Consider the following 23,606-nt stretch of genomic DNA (forward strand, 5'->3'; position numbering starts at 1 on the left):
CACCGGACTCTGAACGACCATGGACGCGACCGTAGTTACCGACCGCAGTCAGTGCCCACGGAATGGCGAAAGTGCCCAATCGCTGCCCATCTCAAATGGGCAGTGTCCATCAGAACGCGGAACCTACAATCCCCGGGGAGCGACGGGTTCAGCTCTGTTGCAGTTACTGAAGTTTTCGTCGTGATGTCGTGGACGGTTGAAGATCCCTGCGTTATGCCGTGGATATGCGGTATGCGCAGGGTGGTGGTTTGACTCCCAAGGAACGCGCGGCTCGGGAGCGGTTGCGGTGGACGCCGCCGAGCGGTTCGAGCACGGGGAGTCCAACGCGGTGATCGCGTCCGAGTTACGGGTGGCGCGTCGGTCGGTGGAGCGATGGCGTCGGGCTTGGCGTGAGGCGGGTGTGGAGGGTTTGCGGTCCGCCGGCCCCGCGTCGCTCCCCAAACTGGATCCGTCGCAAGTGGCAGCACTGGAAAGGGAGTTGGACATGGGCCCGAGGGCCCATGGTTGGGAGGATCAGCGCTGGACACTGGTGCGGGTCAAGGCCGTGATCCGACGCCGCTTCGGTGTGACCTACTCGATCCACGGGGTGTGGGACCTGCTGCGTCGCGCCGGCTGGTCGTGTCGGCAACCGGCCCGGCGGGCGGTGGAGCGGGACGAGGACGCGGTGCGGGGTTGGGTGCGGGAGACGTGGCCGTCGGGGCAAGCACCGCGGCGGCGCTCGACGCGTGGATCGTCTTCGAGGACGAGGCCGGGATGTCGATGACGCCGCCGCGAGCGCGCACTTGGGGTCGACGAGGGATCACACCGGTGGTCCGGGTGCGCGGTGGCTCCCGCGGCCGGGTCTCGATCGCCGCCCTGGCCTGCTACAAACCGGGTGAACGCTCCCGTCTGATCCACCGACACCGCCTCCACACCCGCCGCAAGGGGGAACGGAGAAGCTTCGCCTGGACGGACTACCGCGACCTGGCGGTGCGGGCGCATCTGCAGTTGAGGGGACCGATCGTCTTGATCTGGGACAACCTCAACACCCACCGCGCCGCGGATCTGCGGAAGTACGCCGCCGACCACGACTGGCTGACGGTCGTCCAACTTCCGAACTACGCGCCGGATCTGAATCCGGTGGAGGGGATCTGGTCGTTGGTTCGTCACGGCTTCACCGGGAACGTCGCGTTCACCGACGCCGACCACCTGGTCCGCACGATCGGACACGCCCTCCGCCACATCCAACGACGCCCCCATCTCATCGAGGGATGTCTCGCCGAAACCGGACTTGTCATCCGACCCAGGAAGTGAAACCCAACCAAGCGACATCACAACGAAAACCTCAGTAACCCGCCACCAACATCCAACCGGCCCGACGCAACACCGCACAACGCCCACCGACAAGCCCGCGCCCGAACAAACAATCCAACCCGAAAGTCGTAAGGAAAATCGGACAGGAAAAACGGGTCCCATCGCTTCCGAACACGAAGACAGATCGTCAGAAGGGGCTGGGTGTGGCCCGAACGACGGTGACACGCAGAACCGACTTGGAGACCTCGTACCGGATGACCACGTCGGCAACGGTGGCATCCCGACAATCCTCGTAGCCCGCACGGGCGGGCCCGGACCCGTGCCCGTACGGATCACGCGCGAGCACGCCCATGCCACGCTCGAACGCACGCAACGGATCCGGCCCCAACCGCCTGAGCTCGACCTCCGCGGCCGGCGCATACGCCACCGCGTAACTCACGGCACGAAGGGGGTGCCGTCGAGATTGCGCAACCCGGAGAAGTCACCCGCACGCACCCGATCCAAAACCGCACGATCCTGCGCGCGCTCCTCCGGCGTCAACGCCCACTCCAACACGATCTTCGCGTACAACTGATCGAACGGCGTGTTCGCCAACTGCTCCTCGAACTCCACACGCTCCTCCGGCCCCAACCGCTCACGAATCTCCGCGATCGTCCCCGGCCTGCCCTCCACCGCCACCACGCCTCCCGAGTCCGTCGGTCCCCCCAGTCTGCCCGCTCCACACCCCCCACGTCCGGCCCTCCACTCGAATCCGAGAGTCCGACCCACCGGCCCGAGCAGCGCGCCCACGTCGAGGGCAAGTCAGGCACGGCACGCCGCACATCGCGTCCGTCACGAACCCGGTCTCGTTGGGAAGAGCTCGGAAAGCACGGGGGTGGGTGAATCCAGCCCCGTCGTGGTCGACCCGGCTCAGCCGGGGGCACCGAGGCCATCGCGCGGCCGAGTCCGGCGGGGCGAGCACTGCGTGCAAGGTTTCGGGTAGGGAGTCGTCGACGAACTCAGCCGAAGACGGCTTGGCGGGCCTGTTCGGCCTGGGCGAGCAGCAGGGGAGATCACCCAGTCGGTATCGGCGACCACCGCGTACTCCCCGGTCCCGGGCGATCCCGCGGGAACGGCGACCGTGAGCGGCGCGTCGTCGGGCAGGCCCGCCAGAGCCTCGCGGAGCCGGCCCACCATCCACACGTCCGCGACGTGATCGACACGCTCGTACGCGGTGTCGCTGGTTCCTGAAAACTGACCCCCAGGAGGCCCTTGGGTTCTAACGCTTGTCGCAACACTCTCTGATCATGATGGGTGTGTCGATGGCGAGGCGGGGCAAGAAGCGCAGGCTGGACCTTGAGGCCGAGTACTGGCGTCTGCTGGTCGAGTACGGGCACGGTGGAGGCGTGCAGACAACTGGGGATCGGCCGGAAGACCGGCTACCGCTGGAGGGCGGAGAGCGGTGGCATCGTGCCGGTTCACCTTCCGGAGGTATCCCGCTCGGACCGCTACCTCTCGCTGCCGGAACGCAAGCGGATCGCCACCCTGCGCGAACGCGGCCTGGGGATCCGGGAGACAGCCGGACGGATCGGCCGGGCGCCGTCGACGGTCAGCCGGGAACTGCGCCGCAACAGCCGTTCGCACGACAACGGCGTCTACGACGCCGACTTGGCCCATCAGCGTTCCGGGGAGCGCTTCCGGCGCCTGCGGCGAGTCAAACTTGCGGCCGATCTCGTGCTGAAGGCCGAGGTCCAGGCCAGACTCGACCAGGACTGGAGCCCCGAACAGATCGCCGCCCACCTCCGTTGCCTCTGGCCCGACCGGCCCGACCGGCCTGAGCGGCATCTGTGCCACGAGACCATCTACCGCTCCCTCTACCAAGGCGTCAGAGGCGGCCTGAGCAGGACGTTGACCAAGAGGCTCCGCACCGGCCGGCCCCTGCGCAAACGACGTAGACGCTCGGATCAACGGGCCGCCCGCTTCATCCTCCCGCCCGTCCTGATCGATCACCGGCCGCCTGTCGTCCGGTTGCGGACGCGCCTGGGCGACTGGGAGGGCGACCTCATCGTCGGACCCCTCAGCCGATCCGCGGTGGCCGCCCTCGTCGACCGCCGGCGCAGGCGGGCGAAGCTCTCGGAGGAGCGGATCGCGGAGTTGGACGCGTTGGGGATGCGCTGGACGTGAGCCGGGTGTGGGATTTGTGTCGGGTCGGGGGTGGTTTCCGAGCCTCGCGCCTACTTTGCGTGTTCGTTCGAGTACTTTCCACTCTCCGGTGGAACCGTGTGATTGGTCGGTGGTCCCGCCGGCCGACCACGCATCGAGGAGTCCCCGTGTCCCCCGTTTCCCGTCTGCTCGTCCGCGCCGGCACCGCCGTCGTCGTAGCGACCCTCGCCCTCGCGGGCAATGCGTCCGCCGCGCCGCACCACGCCCCGCCCACCGCGTCCGCCGCGCACGCCCCGGGACACCCCGCCGGGGTCCAGTGCAACGTCAACGACGACAACGTCACCTACCGCAACGGACCCGGCACGGAGTACAAGGCCCTGGGCACGGTGAACCGGGGCCAGGAATTCGACGTCGGCGGCCAGAGCGGCGAGTGGTACCAGGGCGACCTCCCCGGCATCGCGAACGGCGTCTGGATCCACGTCGGCGACGTCGACTGCTGACCCCCACCCGACCACCCCGAACGGAACGGGCCCGGCCGGCGCGACCCCACCATCACGGGACGGTGGCCTCCGTACGTCCCCGTGGCGGAGTACCGGGCCCGGGTGCGGGACACCCGCAGGCGCCACGCGCCGGCACCGTGGCACCGCACGTCCGCAACAGGGTCACCACGACCAACCGCGAGACATCGAGGTCCGCACCGCGAACATCCCCCACGTCGAGGAGCACCTCGACGAAGCCGGCGGCGCGTTCCTTCCCGGCCCGGTCCGGCGCGACCGGGACTCGCGCCTCGTCCGGGGGATCCACACCGTCGTGGGCGGCGGGTGGGCCGAAGCGTCACCGGGCATGCGGGGCCGGTTCCGCCCCGCCGTCAGGTGGGGTCGCCCTGGCCGCGTTGGTACACGCAGGGCAGTTGCGCGTGGCGGAAGAACGCGGCGAACGCTTCTGCGGAGTCGATGCTCGGGTTTTCCGGCAGGTGGGGGGCGAGTTCGCGGGCGAGGCCGCCGGAGAGGAGGGACCGGCCGATGTGCAGCAGGAGTCGGTCCAGGTCTCCCCGGTAGTGGACGACGCGCAGGAGCCGGTCGTCCCGGGCGAAGACCGCGGTGCCGAGGCTGCGGGCGACTTCGGCGCCGTCCGCGTCGCGGACCACGGCGGCACCGCGGCGGTGGGAGGCGAGAATCCGGCCGAGCTCTTCGGCGTGGCCGGGCAAAACGGGATAGCTGACGGCGGCGTACGGCACGGTGCGGCTCCTTGGAGTACTCCCCGGACCCCAGTCGAACCTCCCCGGGCATGCGCGCGATCCGAGGACGCCGCACGGATGTCGAGCCGGGCCGGGCCGCGGACCGCGGCCCCCCGAAGGAACCAGCAGCGGTTGCCGTGACCGAGCGCCCGCCTGGCGTGGAGACGTCGTTCGCCCGCGTCCCGACGCCGACAGGAGACCATCGATGCGCCACGACGTGGAGTTCGCCGGTGCCCACGCCGTTCCGTTGCGCGGGTGGCTGTACCTCCCGGAGCGCGCACGGCGACCGGTTCCCGGGGTGGTGATGACGCACGGCTTCTCCTGCACCCGCGGTATGGGGCTGGAGGGCTTCGCCCGCGCGTTCGCCGCCGCGGGTCTGGGCGTGCTCCTGTACGACCACCGCAACTTCGGCGACAGCGGCGGGGAGCCACGCGGGCGCATCAACCTGTTCGCCCAGGCACGCGACTACCGGTACGCGCTCGACCGGCTTGCCGACCACGCACGGATCGACGCGGGCAGACTGGCCGTGTGGGGCAGCAGCCTGAGCGCCGCCGCCGCGCTGACGGTCGCGGCCGTGGACGACCGTGTCAAGGCGGTCGTGGCCAATGTGCCCTTCGCCGCCCACCGGGATGTCGACTACGCCGACCACGCCCTCGCCGGCGCCCGCTTCGCCGAGATGCGACGGGCGCTCGATCGCGATACCCAGGGCAGGCCGCGACCCGACACCGCGGCCGACATCGACGCCCCGCTCGCGGGTCCTCGCCCGGTGGTCGCCCTCGACGGGCCGGACGACGAGGCGTTCATGCCCGCGGCCGAGGCCACCGCCTGGTTCAAGCAGTACGCCGACCGGCCGGAGACCGGCTGGACCAACCGATACACCTGGTGCCCCGCCGGCATGGACCGCCTCTTCGACCCCGGAGCGGCACTACCGCACCTGGGAGACACTCCCGTCCTGATGACCGTCGCCCTCGACGACCGGATCATCGCCAAGGACGTCACCCTGGCCGCCTACCAACGCCTCCGCGGACCCAAGCCCCTGGAACTCCTCGACGGCGACCACTTCTCCACCTACGACAACGCACCGGCGTTCACCCGAACCTGCACCGCCATGTGCGACTTCCTCACCGAAACCCTCCGATGACCCCCACGACCCGAAGAACGGGAACACCGACACAAGGATCGTGTCGAGGCGTGTCGTAGCAGGGGGTTTCGGCCGAGGCCGTCGGGGCCGTGGCGCCGGCCACCGGGAAGGCCGCGTCGAGGGTTGGTCGCGAGGAACACGCCGACGCGTCACACCGAGGGGCACCGCCCTCGCCGGGGGACGGCAACGCCCGACGCTCCCCCACGACACCCGCGTACACGCACCGCGCGCCCCGAACACACACCTCGGCCACACGCATCGCACACCACCGGCACCCGACCGACCCACGACCCACCCACGTTCGAGAGGGCTCCGAACACCGCCTACTCGAACGAAGGCAGCCGAGGCGCCGGCCCCCCGGGGCCGCCGTCGTCCTCGACGATCTCCGACGCCGACCTGCCACCACCCACGAGTTGCCGGGCCATCCTCTCCTGCGCCTGCCGCGGCTGCGCCCGGAACCACGCCCGCTGCTCCTCCGACAACCACTCGACGAACTCGTCGACGATCCCCTGGGAAGTACCCATCGCCTGCTCCATTCCGTGGCGCACGATCCCCGGCACGGCGATCCGCCGCGCGTAGGAGACGCATACACACCGGGACCCGCGAAAACACCCCCGACGACCGCCAAACACCCCAACGGACGCCACCCACACCAACCCGCCCCCGGCCCCGCCGGACACGGCCGGGCGACCCACCGCCCGGGCCGAGTCCCATCGAGCAAGTGACCGGGCCCGGCCGGACGGTACGGGCCCGGCCGCCGTCCACCGACCCGGATCGGGCACCCCGCCGCCCCGACCCCGTGGGACCTGCTCGACCAGGCGCAGCACGAGCAGCCGCTCGCCCCCGGGCTCACCCCGCCAACGACGGCCGACACCGCGGCAGCCGAGCCCGAGACGGCGGCGGCGCCGAAGGGGCCACGGCCGAAACGCACACGCGAGCAGACGTGGGCGATCGCGGTGGGCGCGGCGACGACCTACCGGAACCGGGTCGGGCACGCAGGCGAGCGAAGCTGTCGGCCGAGCGGATCGCCGGGCTGGACGCGTCGGGGATGCGCCGGCCCTGAGCCGGGCCGGGGCGGCCGGGGTGAGGTTCGTGCGGGGTTCGAGGCCTCGATCGGTGACCGGTCGACGCCTCGGGCGTGTCCGGGCTCGACCGCGCGGCGCCGGGCCGGCCGGTGTCGAGGTCCCGGAACACCGCGCCGCGCTACCGCGGCACACGGCCCGACCTTCTGCCCGGACACAAGAGAATCCATGGGGATTCCCGCGATACGTCCGGCAATCCAGCCGAACCCCGGAACCACGGGTCACCACGTCACAGGTCCGCGAACGAAACCGGACACCGCGCGATCCGGGCAGGTCAAACGACACCATGGGAAAACACGGACCTGTCCAGCCGAACCCCGGGACCACAACCCAGGCCCACGAGGGCAACACGTTGCTGCTGCTCTTCTCCGTCTGTACGCACACGATGCCGTCCCCGGTCCCAGTCCGGCGGGCATCGTGGAGGTGACCTCGGTGCCACTGGCGTGGGCCGTGGCGGGGCTCGACAGGTCCTTGCCGTCGACTCTGAACCACGCGCTGTCCACCAGGCCCAGGCCGCTTCCCGCGATGACCACGGACACGCCCGCGGCGGCCGGTCCGGACGCCACGCTGGACGTCGGCGACTTCGCGACTCGGGAGGGTGGTTCGCGTGGGGTGGTCCTCGCGGCAGGCGTTCGAGCCGGACGTCATCTTCGAGGCGGTCATCGCGGACGGGGTGATCCGGCCCGCGTACACCGACGACGACGGCGTGCTGTGGATCGAGGACGAGGACCTGTGGGTCGTCGTGGACGGCGCGATCGTGGACGGGGTGATCCACGACGCGCACGTGGACGACGACGGCCGGATCTGGATCGACATGGACGACGACTGACCACGAACCGGCCGTGACGACATTCCGTGAACACACGGCCCGGGGTGGAATGGGATGTAGTCGATATCCCATACCAGTCTGCGCCATTTCAGGTGGCATACAGGCGCCCTGACCTGCGGAGATCCCGACCGAGAGGGGCCGATCAAAATCGGACCCCCCGACTGCGCCCCCGATTGCGGGCGCGGCCTCGGGTCCGTGCGCGCCGTGGCCGGCGCAAGCGGACGGACGGGGAATGGGCGCCCGGGGGCCGGGCGCGTCGTTGGTGTCGGTGTCCTTTGGGTGCGCCGTCCGGATGGTGTGTATACGCCCGTCGGGTGAGGCGCCGTCGCGGCGTCCGCCCGCACGTCTTCCCGCTCCCAGGATGAGGGGTGTCCCGTCCGTCCCCCGTCCCTTCCGGGAGGATCCGTGTCCGTCCTTCGTCGTCTGTCGCCCGCGGTGTTCGCCGCGGTGTTCGCCGCCGGCCTGCTGACCGCCGTCCCCACCCCCGCCGGCGCGGCCACCGCCCCCGTCGTCGTCAAGTCCGCGCCGTCGGAACCCGGCAGGCCCGCGTACGCGGTGTGCCCGTCGGGGACGGTGGTCACCGGCGGCGGCTACTTCATGGACCCTGCCGTCAACGCCGACAGGGTCGTCGACTTCGTCATCGGCGACGCCCCCGCCTCCCCCACCTCCTGGGCCGCCCACGCGCTCCGGGGCAGGATCATCGCCTATGCGATGTGCGCCCCCGGCAACACCCACATCGCCCACTCCCCGACATGGTCCGCCCCGGGCCAACCCACGACCGCGGTCTGCCCCGACGGCACCCGCCTGACCGCCGGCGGCTACGCCGCCGAACCCAGGACCAACACCGCCGGCGAGAACGTCGACGCACTCGTCGCCAACTCACCCGCCGACCAACCCGCCAACGCCTGGGGCGCCGGCCTGAAATACGGCCGCGCCGTCGCCTACGCCGTCTGCAACCGGTAGACCCGGACACCGGCCGGGTTGTGAATGATCGGCGTCGTGGCAGTGGTTGGGCGGCAGCGAGGCGAGGCATCGGTGTGCCTGCTCGACGGGGATGCGGGTGTGTCGGCGGCTGACACGGGCTGACCGAACCACTGCCGCGGGGCGGAGAGTGGTGTTGTCGTCCCCGGGGCTGCCCATTCACAGCGGAGGGCGCCGGTCACCGTGATGGCGAGGTGGCCGTCGAGGACGACGGGGCCGGCGCCCGGGTCGATGCCGTGCTGTCGGGCGGCCTGGAACACCCGTACGGCGGCCAGGCCCCGGGGCGGGTGTCGTGCCCGGACGGGCACCGCGCGGTCACGGTGGGCCCGTCCAGCGGCGGCGGTGCCGGTGCCGGACGGGCCTCGGCCGAAGCGCACGCGGGAGCAGGCGTGGGCGAACGCGTGGGCGCGGCGACGGCGTACCGGACCCGGGTCGGGCACTTGGTGGCATCCCCGTCCCCGATCCCGACGGACAACCGGTACCGACCCCCACGCACGCCGGGGAAGGAGGCACACGGTGACGACGGAACGACCCCACATCGCCGACCCGTTCCCGCCGCAGGTCGACCCCTCGGGACAGTTAGCGGCCGAGCGTCAGCCGCGCGGAGCGAGAGCGGCGTCCGCAGGGGCGGGCGACGAGCTGTGGACGCAGTACTCCTGCTTGCCCCGGATACCGTCGCAGTACTGCCAGAACTTCTGGTGCCAGTCGGGGCCCAGCAGCCGGCACCAGTCGTTGAAGCTGTGGACGTGGCACTCCAGCCACTGCCCGCCGTCCCCTTCCCGGCCGGTCGCGGCGGCCACGGCCAGGTGCGGAGCGGGCCGTGGCTCGGCCCGGGCCGGGCCGGCCAACAGGCCCACCGCGAAGATCGCGGTGAGAAGGGTCGCGGTCGCCCGTCGTACGGTCATGGGTCCTCCTCGGATGGTGTGAACAGCGGGGTGTGAAGGCCCAGGGGGCGTTCCCGGTTCGGTGCTCGCCGACGTCCGGGAGCTCCGCCCGGACGCCGGTCGGGATCCGCCCGCTCGCGGCGCACGACTGCTCCGGGCGCACGAGCGGGGTGGGAGCATCGGGAGCATCCGGCGAACGGCGTCGACCGGGCCGAGGACACACCGGACGCCGAGCTCGCCGATGCCGCGGCACGCCTTGTCCGGAACAGTCGTGGACGAAGCCGATCCGGACGCTCGCTTCACTCTCCCCGCGGCCGATCGCGTGGCGGGCCTTCACCGCGGCGGTCGCACCGGCCCCTGGGCCGGTCGCCGCGGCGGGGCCCGCGAAGGACAGGAGAGCGGTGGCGACCGGTGGCGAGCGCCGGCCCGGCGGCGTAACGGATCCGTGCAGTGATCACGACCGGTCCAACGACCGCGCCGGGAAGCGGTCACGTCCGGGACCAACGGCCCGAACCAGGCGCGGAACCGCGCGCTACCGACGACCGGCACCGCGCGACCGCTCATCACCTGCCCGACGCCGGGTGGTCGGAGGACGTCAGTTTGGGAGTGTGGATCACCACCATCAGGTCGCGGCGGGCGAAGCCCTCGGAGGAGCGGATCGCGGCACTCGACGCCTTGGGCATGGGTCGGCCATGGGCGGGGGCGGCCGGGCCGGCTGGGGTGGACTGGGGTTTCTCAGGATGAGCCCCATATACGGGCTGCGCATTCGTGGGGGTGCGCGTTCACCCCCGACCGGCCCGGTTACGGGTCTGTACATCGGACGGTTTCACGGTCCCGGCGCAGGTTGCCGAAGACAGGCGTGCGGTCCCGCGCGTTCGGGACGGCTGGTTCCGAGCCGGGGATCGTCGCCGAGCGGTAACCGCCGTGGACGGCCGTCCCACCCGGACCCGGTCGGGACGGACCCGGTCGGGACGGGTCCGAGTGGGACGGGTCCGAGTGGGACGGGGTGGTTCAGGGGCAGACGGCGAGGACGAGGGAGACGACGGTGCAGGTGGCGGTGGCGCTGTCGTTGGCGGGGTTGGGGTCGGGGGGTGTGGAGGCGGTGCGTGTTCCGGTGACGGAGACCTGTCCCAGCGACAGCAGGTGGAGCGGGACGCGGAACGACTTGGAGGCGTGGGAGCCGTTGGCGATGGCGCCGTAGGAGCAGGTCACGGTGCCGGTGGTCGCGGTGCATCCGGGCGCAAGATCGGTGGCGGTCGCGCCGGTGGGCAGGGTGGCGGTGAGGGTGGCCGAGGTGACGGCGTCGGGTCCGGTGTTGTTCGCGGTCAGGGTGTAGGTGAGGTAGGGCACCAGGATGCCCAGGTGCGGTTGCGCGGTGACGTCGACGTCGATGTCGGCCTTGGGGTTGGGGAAGGTGAAGACGACGAGGCCGTCGCCGGTGTTGACGCCGTCGGTGATCGAGGACGGCGAGCCGGGCACGGTCGCGGACACCAGGCTGGAGCCACCGCCACCGCTGCCGCCCGCGCCGCCGGTCTGCCCGCCGCCGGGAGCGTAGTTCACGCCGCCGCCACCACCGGCGCCGCCCGAACCGTGGCCGGCGCCGCCCTGGCCGCCGTAACCGGCGTTGAAGTAGATGTTGGGGCTGGGGAACCCTCCGGCCGCGTTCGGCCACCCTCCCGGGTTGCCCGCGCTGGATCCGGGGGTCTGTCCGGCGCTCGCGCCGGTGCCGCCCGCGCCGCCGGCGGTGGCGGTTCCGGCGCCGCCGCCTCCGCCTCCGCCTCCGACCGAGTCGCCGGCGCCCGCGGATCCGGCCGCGCCGCTGTCGGCGCCGGGGGTGCCCGGGAAGGCCGGGGTCGCGATGCCGGGCCCGCCCGCGCCGCCGCCGGAGCCGGCCGTCAGCAGCGGGGTGCCGCCGGAGTCGGTCACCGCGACCAGGCCGCCACCCAGGCCCGAGGACCCGGCGTAGCCGTTCAGGCGTCCACCGCGGGTGCCGACGACGACGTTCAGCGTGGCGCCCGGGGTCACGGCCAGGGTCGCCTCTACGTGGGCGCCCTTGCCTCCGGGTACGTTGTCGGCCGCGGCGCCGCCGGCCGCGCCGTCGAGGACGACCCGGCCGAAGGAGACGTCGGCCGGCACGGTCAGGCTGCCGGTGCCGCCGGCGGTGCAGGTGATCGTGGTGGTGGTCGCGGTCACCACCGGGGCGGCACACACCCCGGCGGCCGACGCCGGGGCCGCCGCCAAAGCCACCAGGCCCGCGCACACCAGCGCGCAGGAGGAGACGACGGCGCCCAGACGCCGCCGCGTTCGCGGACGTGGGCAGGACGAAACGGTCGTGGACATGAGGTCGTGGTCCCTTCCGGGCCGTCGACACCGCAGTGGCCCGGAGCCCGAGTGACCCCGCGTCCCCCCACCGGCGCGATCGTGCCCCACACGACGGGCCCCACGGAAACGACGGCACACGACACCGCCCATCCGCCGTCCCGGAGGCCCTCCACGCCCAGAATGACACGCGAACCCAGTCATTCGCGGCGGAACGGACGAACCTCGACGGCGATCCCACACACCGCGTCGCCTCTGAGGCGCCTCGAAGGTTTCGGACCATGAGGCGAGCCTCGCGGGCGCGTCCCCGCGCGGCGCGTGCGGGCGGCTCGGACACGCCCCGCGCATCGTTCGCGTCGTTGCGGTGGCACGACGGGAAGCGGCGGCGTCGCGCGGTCCGAGGTGGTGCTCCCGTGCGCCACTTCAGTTCCGGCGGTTGCGTGGCCCATCGTGGGAGCTGTTTCGGCCCCTCGTTCGACGGGTCGCCGGCCCGGAAAGCGTTCGGGCCTCGGGATCACGATCGCCGGGGAGTGATCACCCGTGACGTACCCGCCCGCCGCCGGGGAGCGGATCGACATGACCGGCGTGCGCGAGCAGGTCGACGCCGTACTCGAGGAGTTCCTGGCCAGCAAGGCGCGCGAGGCGGCCGAGTGCGGGCATCCGCCGGAAGTGGTCCCGGTGGTGCGGGACTTCCTGGCGGCCGGCGGCAAGCGCATCAGGCCGGTGTTGTGTGTGGTGGGTTGGCACGCCGCGGGTGGGCGGGGCGAGCGGCACGCGATTCTGCGGGTGGCGGCGTCGCTGGAGTTGTTCGTGACGTTCGCGCTGATCCACGACGACATCATGGACGACTCCGCGACGCGCCGCAGTCGTCCGACCGTTCATCGCCTCCTCGCGAAGCGCTACGCCGACCACCGCCGACCGGAGCGCATGGGCGCGGATGCCGCGCTGCTGGCGGGCAACCTCGCCCTGATCTGGTCCCGGGAACTCCTGCACTCCGCGGGGCTGGACGCCGATCGGGCGCGGGCGGTGCACGCGGTGGACGACACGCTGCAGGCGGAGGTGATGTTCGGCCAGTACCGTGACCTGCTGGGCGGCGACCGCTTCGACGAGGACGTCGAGGCGGCATTGGCGATCGTGCGATACAAGACCGCGGGCGGGACCGTGCAGCGCCCCCTCCAACTGGGCGCGGCGGTGGCCGGCGCGGGCCCGGATCTCGCGAACGTGTTCACCGCGCTGGGTCTGCCGCTGGGCGAGGCGTTCCAGTTGCGGGACGACCTGCTGGGCGTGTTCGGCCGCCCGGACTCCACCGGCAAGCCGAACCTGGACGATCTGCGCGAGGGCAAGCGAACGGTTCTGCTCGCGCTGGCGCTGCGTCGTGCCGACGCCGAGCAGCAGGCCACGTTGCGGGCCCTGGTCGGACGCGCGGATCTGGACGAGGGGGACGCGCGCCGGATCCGGGTCGTATTGGAGACGACCGGCGCGCGACGCGGCGTCGAGGACATGATCACCGCCCGGTACCGACGTGCCCTGCGCGTGTTGGACGAGGCCGCGTTCGCGCCCGCGCCGGACGCGGCCCTGCGGGAGTTGGCCCTGGCCGCGACCGCACGAGAAGTGTGACCACCCCCGGCGCCTCCGCCACGACGCGGCGGGCCCGACGGGAGGGAGGGGCGATGGCGAAGGGCTGCGGCGACCTGGTCGTGTTGTTGAACGAGCGGTGGGAAGCGATCGGCGTCGCCCCCAGGGCGACGATCCATCACGAGGACACCCCGCTGCATCTGGCGTTCACCTGCTACGCGTTCGACGCCGCGGGCAGGTTCCTGTTGACCCGGCGGAGTTGGGCGAAGCGGACGTGGCCGGGGGTGTGGACGAACAGTTGCTGCGGCCACCCGGCCCCCGGCGAGGCGCTCCACGACGCGGTGTGCCGCCGGCTCGACGCGGAACTGGGCGCGGTCCCGGACCGGTTGGACACGGTGTTGGCGGCGGTGCGCTATCGGGCGGTGATGGACGACGGCATCGTGGAGAACGAGGTCGGACCCGTCGTTCGCGCCTTGCTCACCGGCGGCCTCCGGCCCGATCCGCGGGAAGTCGCCGAAACCGCGTGGGTCGACTGGAGCGATCTGGCCGCGGCGAACACGGTCGGCGTCGCGTGCCTGTCCCCGTGGAGCACCGTGACCATCACCGCCCTCGCCGCCCTGGGCCCCGACCCGCGCGCCTGGCCGGCGATCCCCGCCCTCGATCTTCCCGGAGGACTGCGATGACACCCGCGCAGGCCGCGACCGGTGCGACTCCACCCCGGGTGTCGCCGACCGGGGCCGCTACGCCGTTCGCGATCCCGTTCCCGCCGCGGGTCTCCGCGGTACCGGCAGCGGCGCTCGAGCGCAATCTGCGGTGGGCCGCAGGCCACGGCATCGTCGTCGGCGACGAGGCCGCCGCGCGCTATCGCGCGTCCCAAGTGCCCACATCGCCGCGTACTTCTTCCCCGACGCCGTCGGCCCCGACATCGACCTGATCTGCGACCTGTCCGCGTTCTTCTTCCTCTTCGACGACGGCTTCACCGTCCCCGCCGGGGCATCCCCCGACGTAGCCCTGGCCGCCTGCGATCAGCTCCTGACCGTGCTGTCGCGACCCGACGGCGGGGCCGGCGACGGTGCCCTGCCCATCGTGGCCGCGTTCGCCGACGCGTGGGAGCGCGAGCGCGAGGGCATGTCCGCCACGTGGTGCCGGCGCGCCGCCCACGAATGGCGACGCTACCTCTACGGGCACTACGCCGAGGTCGCCGACCGCCGCACCCGCGCCCGGCTGTCACCACGGGAGCACCTGGCGACCCGACGCGACACGCTCGGGTTCCGGCCCACCGTGAACATGGGCGAACGCGTGGGACGCTTCGAGATGCCGCTCGCGGCCCTGCACCACAGCCGCTTCCGGGCCATGCTCGAAGCGGCCCTCGACCACGTCCTCGTCGTCAACGAGATCTACTCGCTCGACAACGACGAGACCACCGGCGACCACAACCTCGTCCACTGCGTGATGCACGCCCACGACCGAACCCGCGCCGAGGCCATCGCCGATCTGGTACACCTCGCCGACGCCCACGCCCACACCCTCGCCGCCGCGACGGCCGGGACGAACGACCTGTGCCACGCGCTGGGACTCGATGGCGACGAACGCCGCGCCGTGCGCCGATGGGTCGCCACGCTGTGCGACTTCGTACGCGGCAACCACGACTGGGGCTTCGCCGCCGGCCGCTACCGCGCCCCGTGAACACCACCTTCTCCCACCCGCACCCGGGAGTGACCGAAGCATGAGCCGCAACACGCACACCGACCCCACGACCGACCGGCACCCGCCGCGGTTCGCGCGACTGCCGGGCGCACGGCCGCTGTTCGGCCACGCCCCGGCCCTGCTCCGCCGGCCCTTCCCCCTGCTGGCCGCCGCGGCCCGCGCGGGCGACCTCGTGGAGATCCGACTGGGCCCCAAGCCCGCCTACCTGGCATGTACACCCGAACTGGTCCGCGAAGTACTGCTCCACCCGGAGACCTACGACCGCGGCGGGGTGTTCATCGACGCCGCCCGAGAGATCGTCGGCGCGGGCCTGGTGACCTGCCCATGGTCGCAGCATCCCCGTCAACGACGCCTGGTGCGCGCCGGGTTGACGCAGGCGCGGCTTCGGACGTACGCCCCGATCATGATCCGCGAACTCGAGGCGGCCGCGAGCGTCCTGCGCGAGGACGTGCCCTTCGACCTCCGTGCCGAGGTCGGGTCGATCAGCGCCCGCGTGATCGTCAAGACGATGATCTCCGCGTGTCCCACCGACGCCGACGAGAACGCGATCGCGACGATGGTCCGGGACCTGCCGGTCGTCATGTCCGGCCTGGTGCCCCACATGATCGTCCGTGCCTGCGGCCTGCGCGGCACACCCACCCGCGGCGACCGCGCCTTCCGTCGGGCGCGAGAGCGACTGTACCGGGCCGTCGACGCCGTCGTCGCGGACTACCGCGCCCATCCGCGCGCCCCGGCCGGCACCCCGGACATGCTGCGGGCCCTAATGGATCATCGCGACGACGACGGCGAGGCGTTCACCGACCGGGAACTGCGGGACCAGGTGATGACCGTCCTCACGGCGGGCCAGGCCACCACCGCCGTCGCGCTGGCCTGGACCTTCAAGGTCCTGGCCGACCATCCCGAGGTGGAGGCACGCGTGTTCGGGGAGATCGACCGCGTCCTGGCCGGGCATCCGGTCACCGCCGAGGACCTGCCCCGGCTCGAGTACACCCGGCGCGTACTCACCGAAACCCTGCGCATGTACCCGCCCGTGTGGATCTTCACCGAGAACGTCGCCGAACCGACCCGCCTCGCCGGCACTCCCCTGCCCGCCGGCGCCACGATCGTGTGGAGCCCCCACCAGATCCATCACGACGCCCGCTGGTACCCCGACCCCGAACGCTTCGACCCCGACCGGTGGCTCCCCGAACACGCGGCCACGACACCCACCGGGGCGTTCCTGGGCTTCGGCGCCGGCCCACGCCGCTGCGCGGGAGCGGACTTCGCCCACACGGAGATGCTCCTCACCCTCGCCGTCCTCACCCGCGGCCGCCGATTCCGCCCCGCCCCCGGCGCGCGCGTACACCCCATCACCACCGTCGAGTACGCCACAGGCCCCCTGTACATGACATACCAATCCCGCAGCCCGCGCACTCGGCGCCCCGGCGCCGCCCCCGACATCGTCGGCCGGCCCGGGCCGGCGTGCGGCCGGCATCCGCAGCCCACCGACGATCACCGTCTCCGGCACGGCGACGACCTCGACGGGACCGCATCACCCTGACCCACACCGACACCGGACGGGCGCGGCGCGGGAACGCTGGGAGGTACTCCCGGCATGCCGGCGCGGTCGACGTACAGGACCGCCCCCATGATGCGACGCAGCTCGTGTTCGGGTGGGCGTCCGAAGTCCGGTCCGTTTCCCCGGCGTTCCGCCCGCCAGGCCGTCAACGTGGGTTCGAGTGGTTTCCAACGGGCGTCGGTCGGATCGCTGGGGTAGCCGGCGTCCGGTCATGGTTCGTTCGTAGCGCCCGACGGCGGACCCGCCCAAGGGGTGAACGGGTGCGGACGTGGGCGTCGCGGGATCGGACGGGAGCGAAGGTAGTGAACCGGACGGATTTGGAGCGTCCAGAGCCGCATTCGTCACGGGAGACGCCTACGGCCCCAACCGCGCGGATCAATCCCAGTGCTGTGAATGCCGTATAGCACCCATGCTTGGATATAACGCTCTTCAGCTGCTCGTTTCAGAATGCCGTCCTGAGTCGTCGGAGGCAGATGATGCCGCAGGCGAGTGCGGGGCAGCCCTGATGGAGGTCGACGCGCCGCTCGTAGCGAGTGCGGTCCGCTTGAACTGGTGCAGCCAGGCGAAGGCACGCTCTCCGGCCCAGCGCACCTTGCCCAGCCCGGAACCGTGGGCGACGCCGCGTCGGGCAATCAATGGCTTGATGCCGCGCTTCCACAGCAGGCGGCGGTACTTGCTGAACGCTGTGCGTGCGGCTCAGCTCGTTTCGACGCGCTCGGCCGCGCCGGTACCCGGCACTCCGGGCAGGGTGGTGACCAGGTCCCGGCGGATCGGCTTGCCGGGGCGCTGCTCCAGGAGTTCCTTGCCGTCCCGGATGATGGGGGTGCCGTTCACCAGGACGTGCCGGAAGCCGGTGGAGTGCTGCGCGGGCTCGGTGAACGTCGCGTTGTCCTGCACGGTGGCGAGGTCGAACACCACGATGTCGGCGTCCGCGCCGACCTGGAGCCTGCCCTTGCCGCGCATCTGCGGCACCGACGCCTCCAGGATCCGGGCCGGGATGAGGCTGGTCTTGCGGATCGCCTCGACCAGCGACACCTTGGGCTCCTGCCCGGGGCCTCCGCGGGCCCAGCGGGAGAGGAAGCGGGAGAAGCAGCCGGCCGACCGCGGGTGGGCGAAGGCGCCCTCGGGCATCGGCCAGACGTCGCCCTCGACGAGGGTGCCGTCCTTGCCCACCCACGGCATCGCGTCGGAGGCGATCGCGGCCCCGGGGTACAGCACGGTGAGGTCGAGGAGGTCGGCGTCCTCGGGCTTGTCGTCGGGGTGCAGGAAGTGCATGTTGACGACGGTGCCGGGTGCGTTCTTCTGCAGTTCGTCGATCTTCTCCTGGGTCATCGGTTCGCCGTTGACCTCCATGGCCGAGGCGTCCTCCACGCCCCAGCGGGCGAGCCAGTCGCCCTGGAAGACCTCCGCGCCCACGGTGCTGGAGCACGCGCCGTAGGGGTACGCCTCGGTGGTGACCGGCACGCCGCTGTCCTGCGCCTCGGCGACGAGTGCCACGCATGCCCTGGCGTCCCGGCCGGCGTTGGCGTTGAGGTGGCAGATGTGCATGTGCGCGCCGGTCGTCGCGGCGAGGGAGATGAGTTCGCCGAGTGCCTCGAAGCCGCTGTCCGGTTCCCGGACGGAGAGGTAGCGCACATGCGTGAAGGTCGGCACCTTGTGCTTCGCGGCGAGTTTGGCGAGCGCGTGGTACTCCTTGCGCCCGTAGCCCGGCGCGTAGCCGCCGTTGATGCCGATGCCCAGGCCACCTTCCAGCAGTCCCTGCTCTACGCGGGTGATGATGCGCTCGACCTCGCCGTCGTCGGCCAGGCTGTTCTGCCAGCCGTCGTGCGAGAACGCCCCCTGGAACCAGACCATGTCGGCCTCGGGTTCCAGGCCCTCCTTCTCGGCGATGCGGGCGTACGTCCACGCGACGGAGGCGCCGTAGTTGATCGGGCGGCCCTCGGCGGCGACGTTGTCGTAGTACTCCGCGATCGGCAGGAGTCCCGATTCCAGTTCGAGCGCGGTGGTCACCCCGTCGAATGCCTGCATCCACGCGGCGGGCAGCTGCTGGCCGTGCGAGTGGAGGTCGACGAACCCGGGGGCGACCACCAGGCCCTCGGCGTCGATCGCCGTCGTGCCCTCCAGCGGCTCGCGCGAGATCGCCGCGACCCGGTCCCCCGTGATCCCCACGTTGAGGACCTCGTCGACGTTCCTCTCGGGGTCCACCACGCGTCCTCCGACGAGGACGATGTCGTATGGGCCGGGCTCGTTCTGCTGCGTGGAGCCCACCTGCGGCTTGTCAGTCATCGACATCTCCCTGATCGCCATGATGGATCCTGCCCAAGCAAATCCTGGCAGGCCGTCAGCTCGCAGGACCTCACTCAGGGGTGGGGTTCACCCGATGGGCGGAACCCGGGCACGGTCGAACCGGAGGGCCGCGACGCGGAACCGAGCGCGCGCGTGCTTGGACCCGCTGAGCGGCAAGACCTCCGGCAACGTCCCCGCCGCAGGCCAGGGCATCGACGCCGGCAAGAAAATCGTGGGACGCAAACGCCACGTCGGCGTCGACACCGTCGGCCTCCTGCTCGCCGTATGGGTCACCGCGGCGAGCGTCTCCGACAACACCGGCGGCATCCACCTGCCGTCGACGATCGCCGCCGCACACCCCACCATCACCAAGGCCCGGATCGACAGCGGCTACCGCACCAGGGCCATCGAACACGGCGCGGCCCTCGGCATCGACGTCAAGGTGGTCCAACGCGACCCCGCCGTCAAGGGATTCAGGATCCTCCCCAGACGTTGGACGTCGAACACACCCTGGGATGGCTCATGCACCACCGCCGCCTCACCCGCGACTACGAAACCCACCCACACCGCTCCGAAGCAATGATCCACCTCGCCATGAACGACCTCATGACCCGACGACTCACCCACCCCGAACAGGCGCGCGACCCCTGACCTCGGAACCAAACACGATTATCAGGACAAAACACTCTTTCAGAGGTCGTTTTCACCTTGAATGCTTGGTTATCTGGTGATTCCAAGGATGCGTCAAGATGGTGCGGATGGCGCTTCCGCCAGGTAGCGGGGCTTGTGAGGTGAGTGATGTCAGGGGTGGGACGGCATGCGTCTTTTACGTGTCTCATCCCGGGGCGTCCCGATTGTGCGCTGCGTGCTCCCGACACCACCGATGCGCGCCTGGGCGTACGGCGTCGGCGGCGGTACGTGTGAATGTGTGACTTCGCGACGTCCGTATCCGAGTGATCCGTCCGACACCCGTTGGAAGTTGGTCGAGCCGGTGTTGGCGACCTGACGCTTCGAGCGCCGCGGCCGGGCACTGGAATTCGGCCGCCCGCCCCGGCACGAACTGCACGAGATCCCGGACGCGATCCTGTACGTGGACCGCACCGGGGTCCAGTGGCGCCACCTGCCGCACGACTTCCCACCCTGGCCCACGGTCTACGGCTACTTCCGGTCGCGTCCGACGGAGCCGCGCCCGCTACCGGCTGGAGGATCGCCCGGCCGCCGGCGCCGGTGATGTCGCTGAGGACTGCGGACAACTTCATGCCGGTGTCCTCGAGTTCCTTCTCCAGGCGCTGCGACTCCCAGTCCGCCGCCCGGATCAACCCGGTGCGGCGACGGGTCGGATCGCGCAGTTCACGGACGTCGCGCTGCGGGACGGACGAGGCCACCACCATGCCCGAAGCGCCGGCTCGGGCGAGGAAGGCCGCATCGCCGGGGTCGGTCTTGCGCCCGCAGATGCCCTTGAGATGGGGGGGGTTGACCAGCATCAGGCTCAGGTGCGGCTGCAGCACGTAGTAGACGCCGCGCCAGTAGTCGGAGGTCGCCTCCATCACCACCACCACCTCCACCTCCACCTCCACCCGACGCTCCAGCAGCCAGGCCGGCAGGCGCCGAACTTCAGCGGCCGCGGTGCCGAACCGCTCCGTCTCCAGCGACCGGTTGCCGGCCCGCTTCACGCTCGGCGCGCGAACGCAGGCAAGCAGGAACCGCTTTGCCCGGATCCACGCCCGCGGCACGCAGATGGATGACATCGTCTTTCACGTCCCGGAGCTCGGGCACCGCGTTCTCCCTCCCGCGCGGTGGTGCGTCCGACGGGTGTCCCGGAGGGGTCGGGGCAGAAGGCGGAGTCTGACACGCGTGCTCTCGGCACCGGAGATCCGATGCCCTGGCAACAATCCGTGACCCCCCCGATTGGCCCCCACCACCATCCTGCAAAACGAGCTCGCCCGCATCGCAGACCCATCGGATGACCGAGACACCCGACCCCATTTTCCCGTCCCCGAGATGATCAGCGAAGCGGATCTGGCCCACCTGTAAAACAAACGGCTCCGTCTCACATCCGGTGATGACGGCCCGTGAGTCCGTGATCATGTGCGGGTGCTGAACGCGAACGAGCTTGTGGGCGTGGTGTTTTCGGGGCTTACACCGCCGACGGTCGAAGCGGTTGCGGACGAAGGCGAGGTCATCCGGGTGTGGGCCCAGACGCCCGGCGGGCCTGCGCATTGCCCGGATTGCGGTGGTCAGACCGCTCGACCAGGACCCGGCCGGCACGGGCCAGGCGGTCCCGCACGGTGATCGCGGCGGGCGGAACAACGCGGTCACCGGGATCCGCGCCGCGTGGTGCGTTCGGGCCGCGGCGCGTAGCGCGGCGGCGCGTTTGCCGGGTCGGGCTCCCATCGGGTGAGTAACGCTTGCGTCGCCGCTCCCCGAATCCGCCTTCGCCATGGGGCGGTCGGTTCTACCGTGGGTACTCGTTTCCGAACCGGGGGGTACGTGATGGATCCGATCACGATCGGCTTGTTGGCAGCGCTCGCGGGGGGCGCGGGCGGGGAGTTGGGGCGGCAGGCGTGGGCCGGGCTGGGCGCGCTGGTGCGCCGCCCGTTCCGACACGCGGACGACACCGCGCCTCCCACCGACGCCCAGGCGGTGCCCGGGTCGGGGGCGGCGGAGTTCGCGGCGCTGGAGGCCGCGCCCGCCGACCGGGACCGCGCGGACGCGCTCGGTACCATGTTGGCCCGCCGCGCCGCGACCGACCCGGGGTTCGGCGCGGACCTGGCCCGCTGGCACGAAAGTGCCCGGCTGGTGCGCACGGGTGACGGCGGGGCGCACAATCGGATCGGCGGCGGCACGTTCCAGGGCCCCGTCCTGCAGGGCCGCGACTTCTCCGGGCTGACCTTCACCGCACCCCCGCCTCCGTCGGCCCCGCCCCCGGCGGCGGGCCCCGCGACGGAACCGGAGGGAACCGAGCACCGGTGACCGCCGCACCGGCCGAGGACGACGACCGCGCCCGGGGCGCCCCGGGGGTCGGGGGCGTACGCAACGAGGTCGGCGGGGGTGTGTTCTTCCACGCGGTGATCCAGGGCCGGGACGTCACCGTGCGGCTTCCGCCGCGGATCGAACCTGCGTTGTCCGGGCTTCCCGCGCCGTCGCCGGCGTTCACCGGCCGCGACACCCACCTCGAACGCCTCCTCCACGACCTGGCTCCCGGCCGGCCGGGGGCGGGTGCGGTGTTGGTGACGGCGGTGGCGGGCCTGGCCGGGATCGGCAAGACCGAACTCGCCGTCCAGGCCGCCGCCCGGGCGCTGTGCGAGCCCGGCTGGTTCCCCGGCGGGGCACTGTTCACCGACCTGTTCGGCTACGACCCGGAGCGGCGCGTCACACCCGCGCGCGCCCTGGACGGCTGGCTGCGCGCCCTCGGCATCCCCGTCGAACACGTCCCCGCCGAAACCGACGACCGTGCCCGCCTGTTCCGCAGCGTCCTGGCCGCCCACGCCCGCGAGGGCCGCCGCGTCCTGGTGATCGTCGACAACGCCTCCACCATCGAGCAGGCCCGCCCCCTACTGCCCACCGACGGGGTCACCGCAGCCCTTGTCACCTCCCGCCACACCCTCGACCTCGACGCCCGCCTCCACGACCTCGACACCCTTACCGACACCGACGCCGTCGAACTCCTGCGCCGCTCGCTCCTGGCCGCCCGCGGCCCCGACGACACCCGCGTCGACGACGAACCCGACGCCGCCACCGCCGTCGCACGCATGTGCGCGGGCCTGCCGCTGGCCCTGCACATCGCCGCGGCCCTCCTCGCCGACACCCCCACCCGACCCCTCACCACCCTCGCCGCCGCCCTGACCGGCGAACACACCCGGCTGAAGCGGCTGCGTCGCGAGGACCGCGCCGTCCGCGCCGCGTTCGACCTGTCCTACCGCCACCTCGACCCCGACCACGCCCGCCTGTTCCGCCTCCTCCCGCTCAACCCGGGCCCCGACATCTCCACCGAGGCCGCCGCCCACCTCGCCCACACCGACGTGACCGACAGCGCGCTGTACGACACCGAGGAACTCCTCCAGGACCTCGCCCGCGCCCACCTCCTCGAACCCGCCCCCGTCTGGGGCCGCTGGCGCATGCACGACCTCGTACGCCTCCACGCCGACCACCACGGCCACACCCACACCGACGCCGACCAACGGCCCCTGGCCCGGACCCGGCTCCACACCCATTACCGCACCACCACCGAAGCGGCCGCCACCCACCTCAAGACCCTGACCGGATCACCCGACCCCCGATTCCCCGACCGCGCCCACGCCCTGACCTGGCTGGACGCCGAACACCCCGCCCTGATCGCCGTCGCCACCGCCGCCCCGTCCCTCGGCCACCCCGAAACCACCACCACACTCGCCCGCACCCTCGCCGAATACCTCGACCAACGGCGCCTGTTCGGCGACTGGATCACCGTCACCAACGCCGCCCTCACCGTCTTCCGCGAGCTGGGCGACCGGCGTGGCGCGGGCATGGCGTTGAACGACCTCGGGCTCGCCCTGCGGAAGGTGCGACGGTTCGACGAGGCGATCGACGCCC

At 71.8% G+C, this 23,606-nt stretch carries 17 protein-coding genes and 8 pseudogenes; 14 read left to right on the forward strand and 11 right to left on the reverse strand.

Annotated features, from left to right (window positions below):
* Positions 1 to 224: 224 nt before the first annotated feature.
* Positions 225 to 1,293, forward strand: a pseudogene (locus EMA17_RS56375) (IS630 family transposase).
* A gap of 187 nt (positions 1,294 to 1,480) precedes the next feature.
* Here EMA17_RS56375 and EMA17_RS51120 read toward each other — a convergent pair.
* From EMA17_RS51120 to EMA17_RS56295, 3 genes and pseudogenes are all read right to left on the reverse strand, one after another.
* Complete coding sequence (locus EMA17_RS51120; RefSeq protein WP_126644082.1) at positions 1,481 to 1,732, reverse strand: hypothetical protein; 252 nt, start codon at positions 1,730 to 1,732, stop codon at positions 1,481 to 1,483.
* Entirely contained in the window at positions 1,729 to 1,974 is a 246-nt protein-coding gene (locus EMA17_RS51125) for a hypothetical protein (RefSeq protein WP_126644083.1), read from the reverse strand. The genes EMA17_RS51120 and EMA17_RS51125 overlap by 4 nt, the downstream gene beginning before the upstream one ends.
* Positions 1,975 to 2,202: 228 nt before the next feature.
* Positions 2,203 to 2,490: pseudogene (locus EMA17_RS56295) on the reverse strand (DUF6225 family protein); the annotation flags it as partial.
* Positions 2,491 to 2,628: 138 nt separating this feature from the next.
* Here EMA17_RS56295 and EMA17_RS51130 point away from each other — a divergent pair.
* Both EMA17_RS51130 and EMA17_RS51135 read left to right on the forward strand, forming a co-directional pair.
* Entirely contained in the window at positions 2,629 to 3,456 is an 828-nt protein-coding gene (locus EMA17_RS51130; protein ID WP_160161889.1) for an IS30 family transposase, read from the forward strand.
* Positions 3,457 to 3,602: 146 nt separating this feature from the next.
* Positions 3,603 to 3,935, forward strand: coding sequence for an SH3 domain-containing protein (locus tag EMA17_RS51135; protein WP_126644085.1), 333 nt, complete (start codon positions 3,603 to 3,605; stop codon positions 3,933 to 3,935).
* Positions 3,936 to 4,303: 368 nt separating this feature from the next.
* Here EMA17_RS51135 and EMA17_RS52465 read toward each other — a convergent pair whose 3' ends face one another.
* Entirely contained in the window at positions 4,304 to 4,672 is a 369-nt protein-coding gene (locus EMA17_RS52465) for a SchA/CurD-like domain-containing protein (RefSeq protein WP_160161890.1), read from the reverse strand.
* A 205-nt stretch (positions 4,673 to 4,877) separates the two neighbouring features.
* Between EMA17_RS52465 and EMA17_RS51145 the strand changes: the two genes are divergently transcribed.
* On the forward strand, positions 4,878 to 5,813 hold the full coding sequence (locus EMA17_RS51145) for an alpha/beta hydrolase (protein WP_126644087.1): 936 nt from the start codon (positions 4,878 to 4,880) through the stop codon (positions 5,811 to 5,813).
* A 323-nt stretch (positions 5,814 to 6,136) separates the two neighbouring features.
* On the opposite strand, the gene EMA17_RS51150 is transcribed toward EMA17_RS51145, so the two are convergent.
* Positions 6,137 to 6,337: a hypothetical protein gene (locus EMA17_RS51150; RefSeq protein WP_126644088.1), complete on the reverse strand. Its 201-nt coding sequence runs from the start codon at positions 6,335 to 6,337 to the stop codon at positions 6,137 to 6,139.
* A gap of 1,165 nt (positions 6,338 to 7,502) precedes the next feature.
* On the opposite strand from EMA17_RS51150, the gene EMA17_RS51155 reads away from it, so the two are divergent.
* Together EMA17_RS51155 and EMA17_RS51160 are read left to right on the forward strand one after the other, a co-directional pair.
* A complete protein-coding gene (locus EMA17_RS51155; protein WP_126644089.1) occupies positions 7,503 to 7,724 on the forward strand; it encodes a hypothetical protein in 222 nt (73 codons plus the stop codon).
* Between the two features lie 405 nt (positions 7,725 to 8,129).
* Positions 8,130 to 8,687 carry a hypothetical protein gene (locus tag EMA17_RS51160; RefSeq protein ID WP_126644090.1) on the forward strand — a complete coding sequence of 186 codons (558 nt, stop codon included), beginning with the start codon at positions 8,130 to 8,132 and terminating at the stop codon, positions 8,685 to 8,687.
* 611 nt (positions 8,688 to 9,298) lie between these two features.
* Here the strand turns inward: EMA17_RS51160 and EMA17_RS51165 are convergent.
* Together EMA17_RS51165 and EMA17_RS53110 are read right to left on the reverse strand one after the other, a co-directional pair.
* On the reverse strand, positions 9,299 to 9,610 hold the full coding sequence (locus EMA17_RS51165) for a hypothetical protein (RefSeq protein ID WP_126644091.1): 312 nt from the start codon (positions 9,608 to 9,610) through the stop codon (positions 9,299 to 9,301).
* Between the two features lie 990 nt (positions 9,611 to 10,600).
* Entirely contained in the window at positions 10,601 to 11,929 is a 1,329-nt protein-coding gene (locus tag EMA17_RS53110; RefSeq protein ID WP_174861555.1) for a DUF11 domain-containing protein, read from the reverse strand.
* A 519-nt stretch (positions 11,930 to 12,448) separates the two neighbouring features.
* On the opposite strand from EMA17_RS53110, the gene EMA17_RS51180 reads away from it, so the two are divergent.
* The 4 genes from EMA17_RS51180 (at position 12,449) to EMA17_RS51195 (ending at position 16,730) form a co-directional block, all read left to right on the forward strand.
* Positions 12,449 to 13,525: a polyprenyl synthetase family protein gene (locus EMA17_RS51180; protein WP_246127507.1), complete on the forward strand. Its 1,077-nt coding sequence runs from the start codon at positions 12,449 to 12,451 to the stop codon at positions 13,523 to 13,525.
* A gap of 53 nt (positions 13,526 to 13,578) precedes the next feature.
* Positions 13,579 to 14,166 (forward strand): isopentenyl-diphosphate Delta-isomerase, encoded by a 588-nt coding sequence (idi, locus tag EMA17_RS51185; protein ID WP_126644092.1) that lies wholly within the window; start codon positions 13,579 to 13,581, stop codon positions 14,164 to 14,166.
* A gap of 130 nt (positions 14,167 to 14,296) precedes the next feature.
* The gene (locus tag EMA17_RS51190) at positions 14,297 to 15,169 is read left to right on the forward strand and encodes a terpene synthase family protein (protein ID WP_126644093.1); all 873 of its coding nucleotides are present in this window, start codon (positions 14,297 to 14,299) and stop codon (positions 15,167 to 15,169) included.
* 40 nt (positions 15,170 to 15,209) lie between these two features.
* On the forward strand, positions 15,210 to 16,730 hold the full coding sequence (locus tag EMA17_RS51195; RefSeq protein ID WP_160161892.1) for a cytochrome P450: 1,521 nt from the start codon (positions 15,210 to 15,212) through the stop codon (positions 16,728 to 16,730).
* Between the two features lie 50 nt (positions 16,731 to 16,780).
* On the opposite strand, the pseudogene EMA17_RS55135 reads toward EMA17_RS51195, so the two are convergent.
* The 3 genes and pseudogenes from EMA17_RS55135 to EMA17_RS51210 form a co-directional block, all read right to left on the reverse strand.
* Positions 16,781 to 16,945 (reverse strand): annotated as a pseudogene (locus EMA17_RS55135) (IS5 family transposase); the annotation flags it as partial.
* 245 nt (positions 16,946 to 17,190) lie between these two features.
* Positions 17,191 to 17,420 (reverse strand): annotated as a pseudogene (locus EMA17_RS52860) (IS5/IS1182 family transposase); the annotation flags it as partial.
* Between the two features lie 24 nt (positions 17,421 to 17,444).
* Positions 17,445 to 19,034 carry an amidohydrolase family protein gene (locus EMA17_RS51210; RefSeq protein WP_246127509.1) on the reverse strand — a complete coding sequence of 530 codons (1,590 nt, stop codon included), beginning with the start codon at positions 19,032 to 19,034 and terminating at the stop codon, positions 17,445 to 17,447.
* Between the two features lie 117 nt (positions 19,035 to 19,151).
* On the opposite strand from EMA17_RS51210, the pseudogene EMA17_RS51215 reads away from it, so the two are divergent.
* Positions 19,152 to 19,685: pseudogene (locus EMA17_RS51215) on the forward strand (transposase); the annotation flags it as partial.
* A 277-nt stretch (positions 19,686 to 19,962) separates the two neighbouring features.
* A pseudogene (locus tag EMA17_RS55890) lies at positions 19,963 to 20,199 on the forward strand (transposase); the annotation flags it as partial.
* A 112-nt stretch (positions 20,200 to 20,311) separates the two neighbouring features.
* Here the strand turns inward: EMA17_RS55890 and EMA17_RS56305 are convergent.
* Positions 20,312 to 20,782: pseudogene (locus tag EMA17_RS56305) on the reverse strand (IS110 family transposase); the annotation flags it as partial.
* 745 nt (positions 20,783 to 21,527) lie between these two features.
* Here EMA17_RS56305 and EMA17_RS51230 point away from each other — a divergent pair.
* Together EMA17_RS51230 and EMA17_RS55720 are read left to right on the forward strand one after the other, a co-directional pair.
* The gene (locus EMA17_RS51230; RefSeq protein WP_126644096.1) at positions 21,528 to 22,007 is read left to right on the forward strand and encodes a hypothetical protein; all 480 of its coding nucleotides are present in this window, start codon (positions 21,528 to 21,530) and stop codon (positions 22,005 to 22,007) included.
* A pseudogene (locus EMA17_RS55720) lies at positions 22,004 to 23,606 on the forward strand (tetratricopeptide repeat protein); the annotation flags it as partial. The gene EMA17_RS51230 and the pseudogene EMA17_RS55720, both read left to right, overlap by 4 nt.

The organism is Embleya hyalina (assembly GCF_003967355.1).
Lineage (GTDB): Bacteria > Actinomycetota > Actinomycetes > Streptomycetales > Streptomycetaceae > Embleya > Embleya hyalina.

Coding starts and splice junctions, on each gene's coding strand:
- EMA17_RS51165 (WP_126644091.1), bottom strand. CDS start 9,610: ATGACCGTACGACGGGCGACCGCGACCCTTCTCACCGCGATCTTCGCG.
- EMA17_RS51195 (WP_160161892.1), top strand. CDS start 15,210: ATGAGCCGCAACACGCACACCGACCCCACGACCGACCGGCACCCGCCG.
- EMA17_RS51210 (WP_246127509.1), bottom strand. CDS start 19,034: ATGACTGACAAGCCGCAGGTGGGCTCCACGCAGCAGAACGAGCCCGGC.
- EMA17_RS51150 (WP_126644088.1), bottom strand. CDS start 6,337: ATGGGTACTTCCCAGGGGATCGTCGACGAGTTCGTCGAGTGGTTGTCG.
- EMA17_RS51145 (WP_126644087.1), top strand. CDS start 4,878: ATGCGCCACGACGTGGAGTTCGCCGGTGCCCACGCCGTTCCGTTGCGC.
- EMA17_RS51230 (WP_126644096.1), top strand. CDS start 21,528: ATGGATCCGATCACGATCGGCTTGTTGGCAGCGCTCGCGGGGGGCGCG.
- idi (WP_126644092.1), top strand. CDS start 13,579: ATGGCGAAGGGCTGCGGCGACCTGGTCGTGTTGTTGAACGAGCGGTGG.
- EMA17_RS53110 (WP_174861555.1), bottom strand. CDS start 11,929: ATGTCCACGACCGTTTCGTCCTGCCCACGTCCGCGAACGCGGCGGCGT.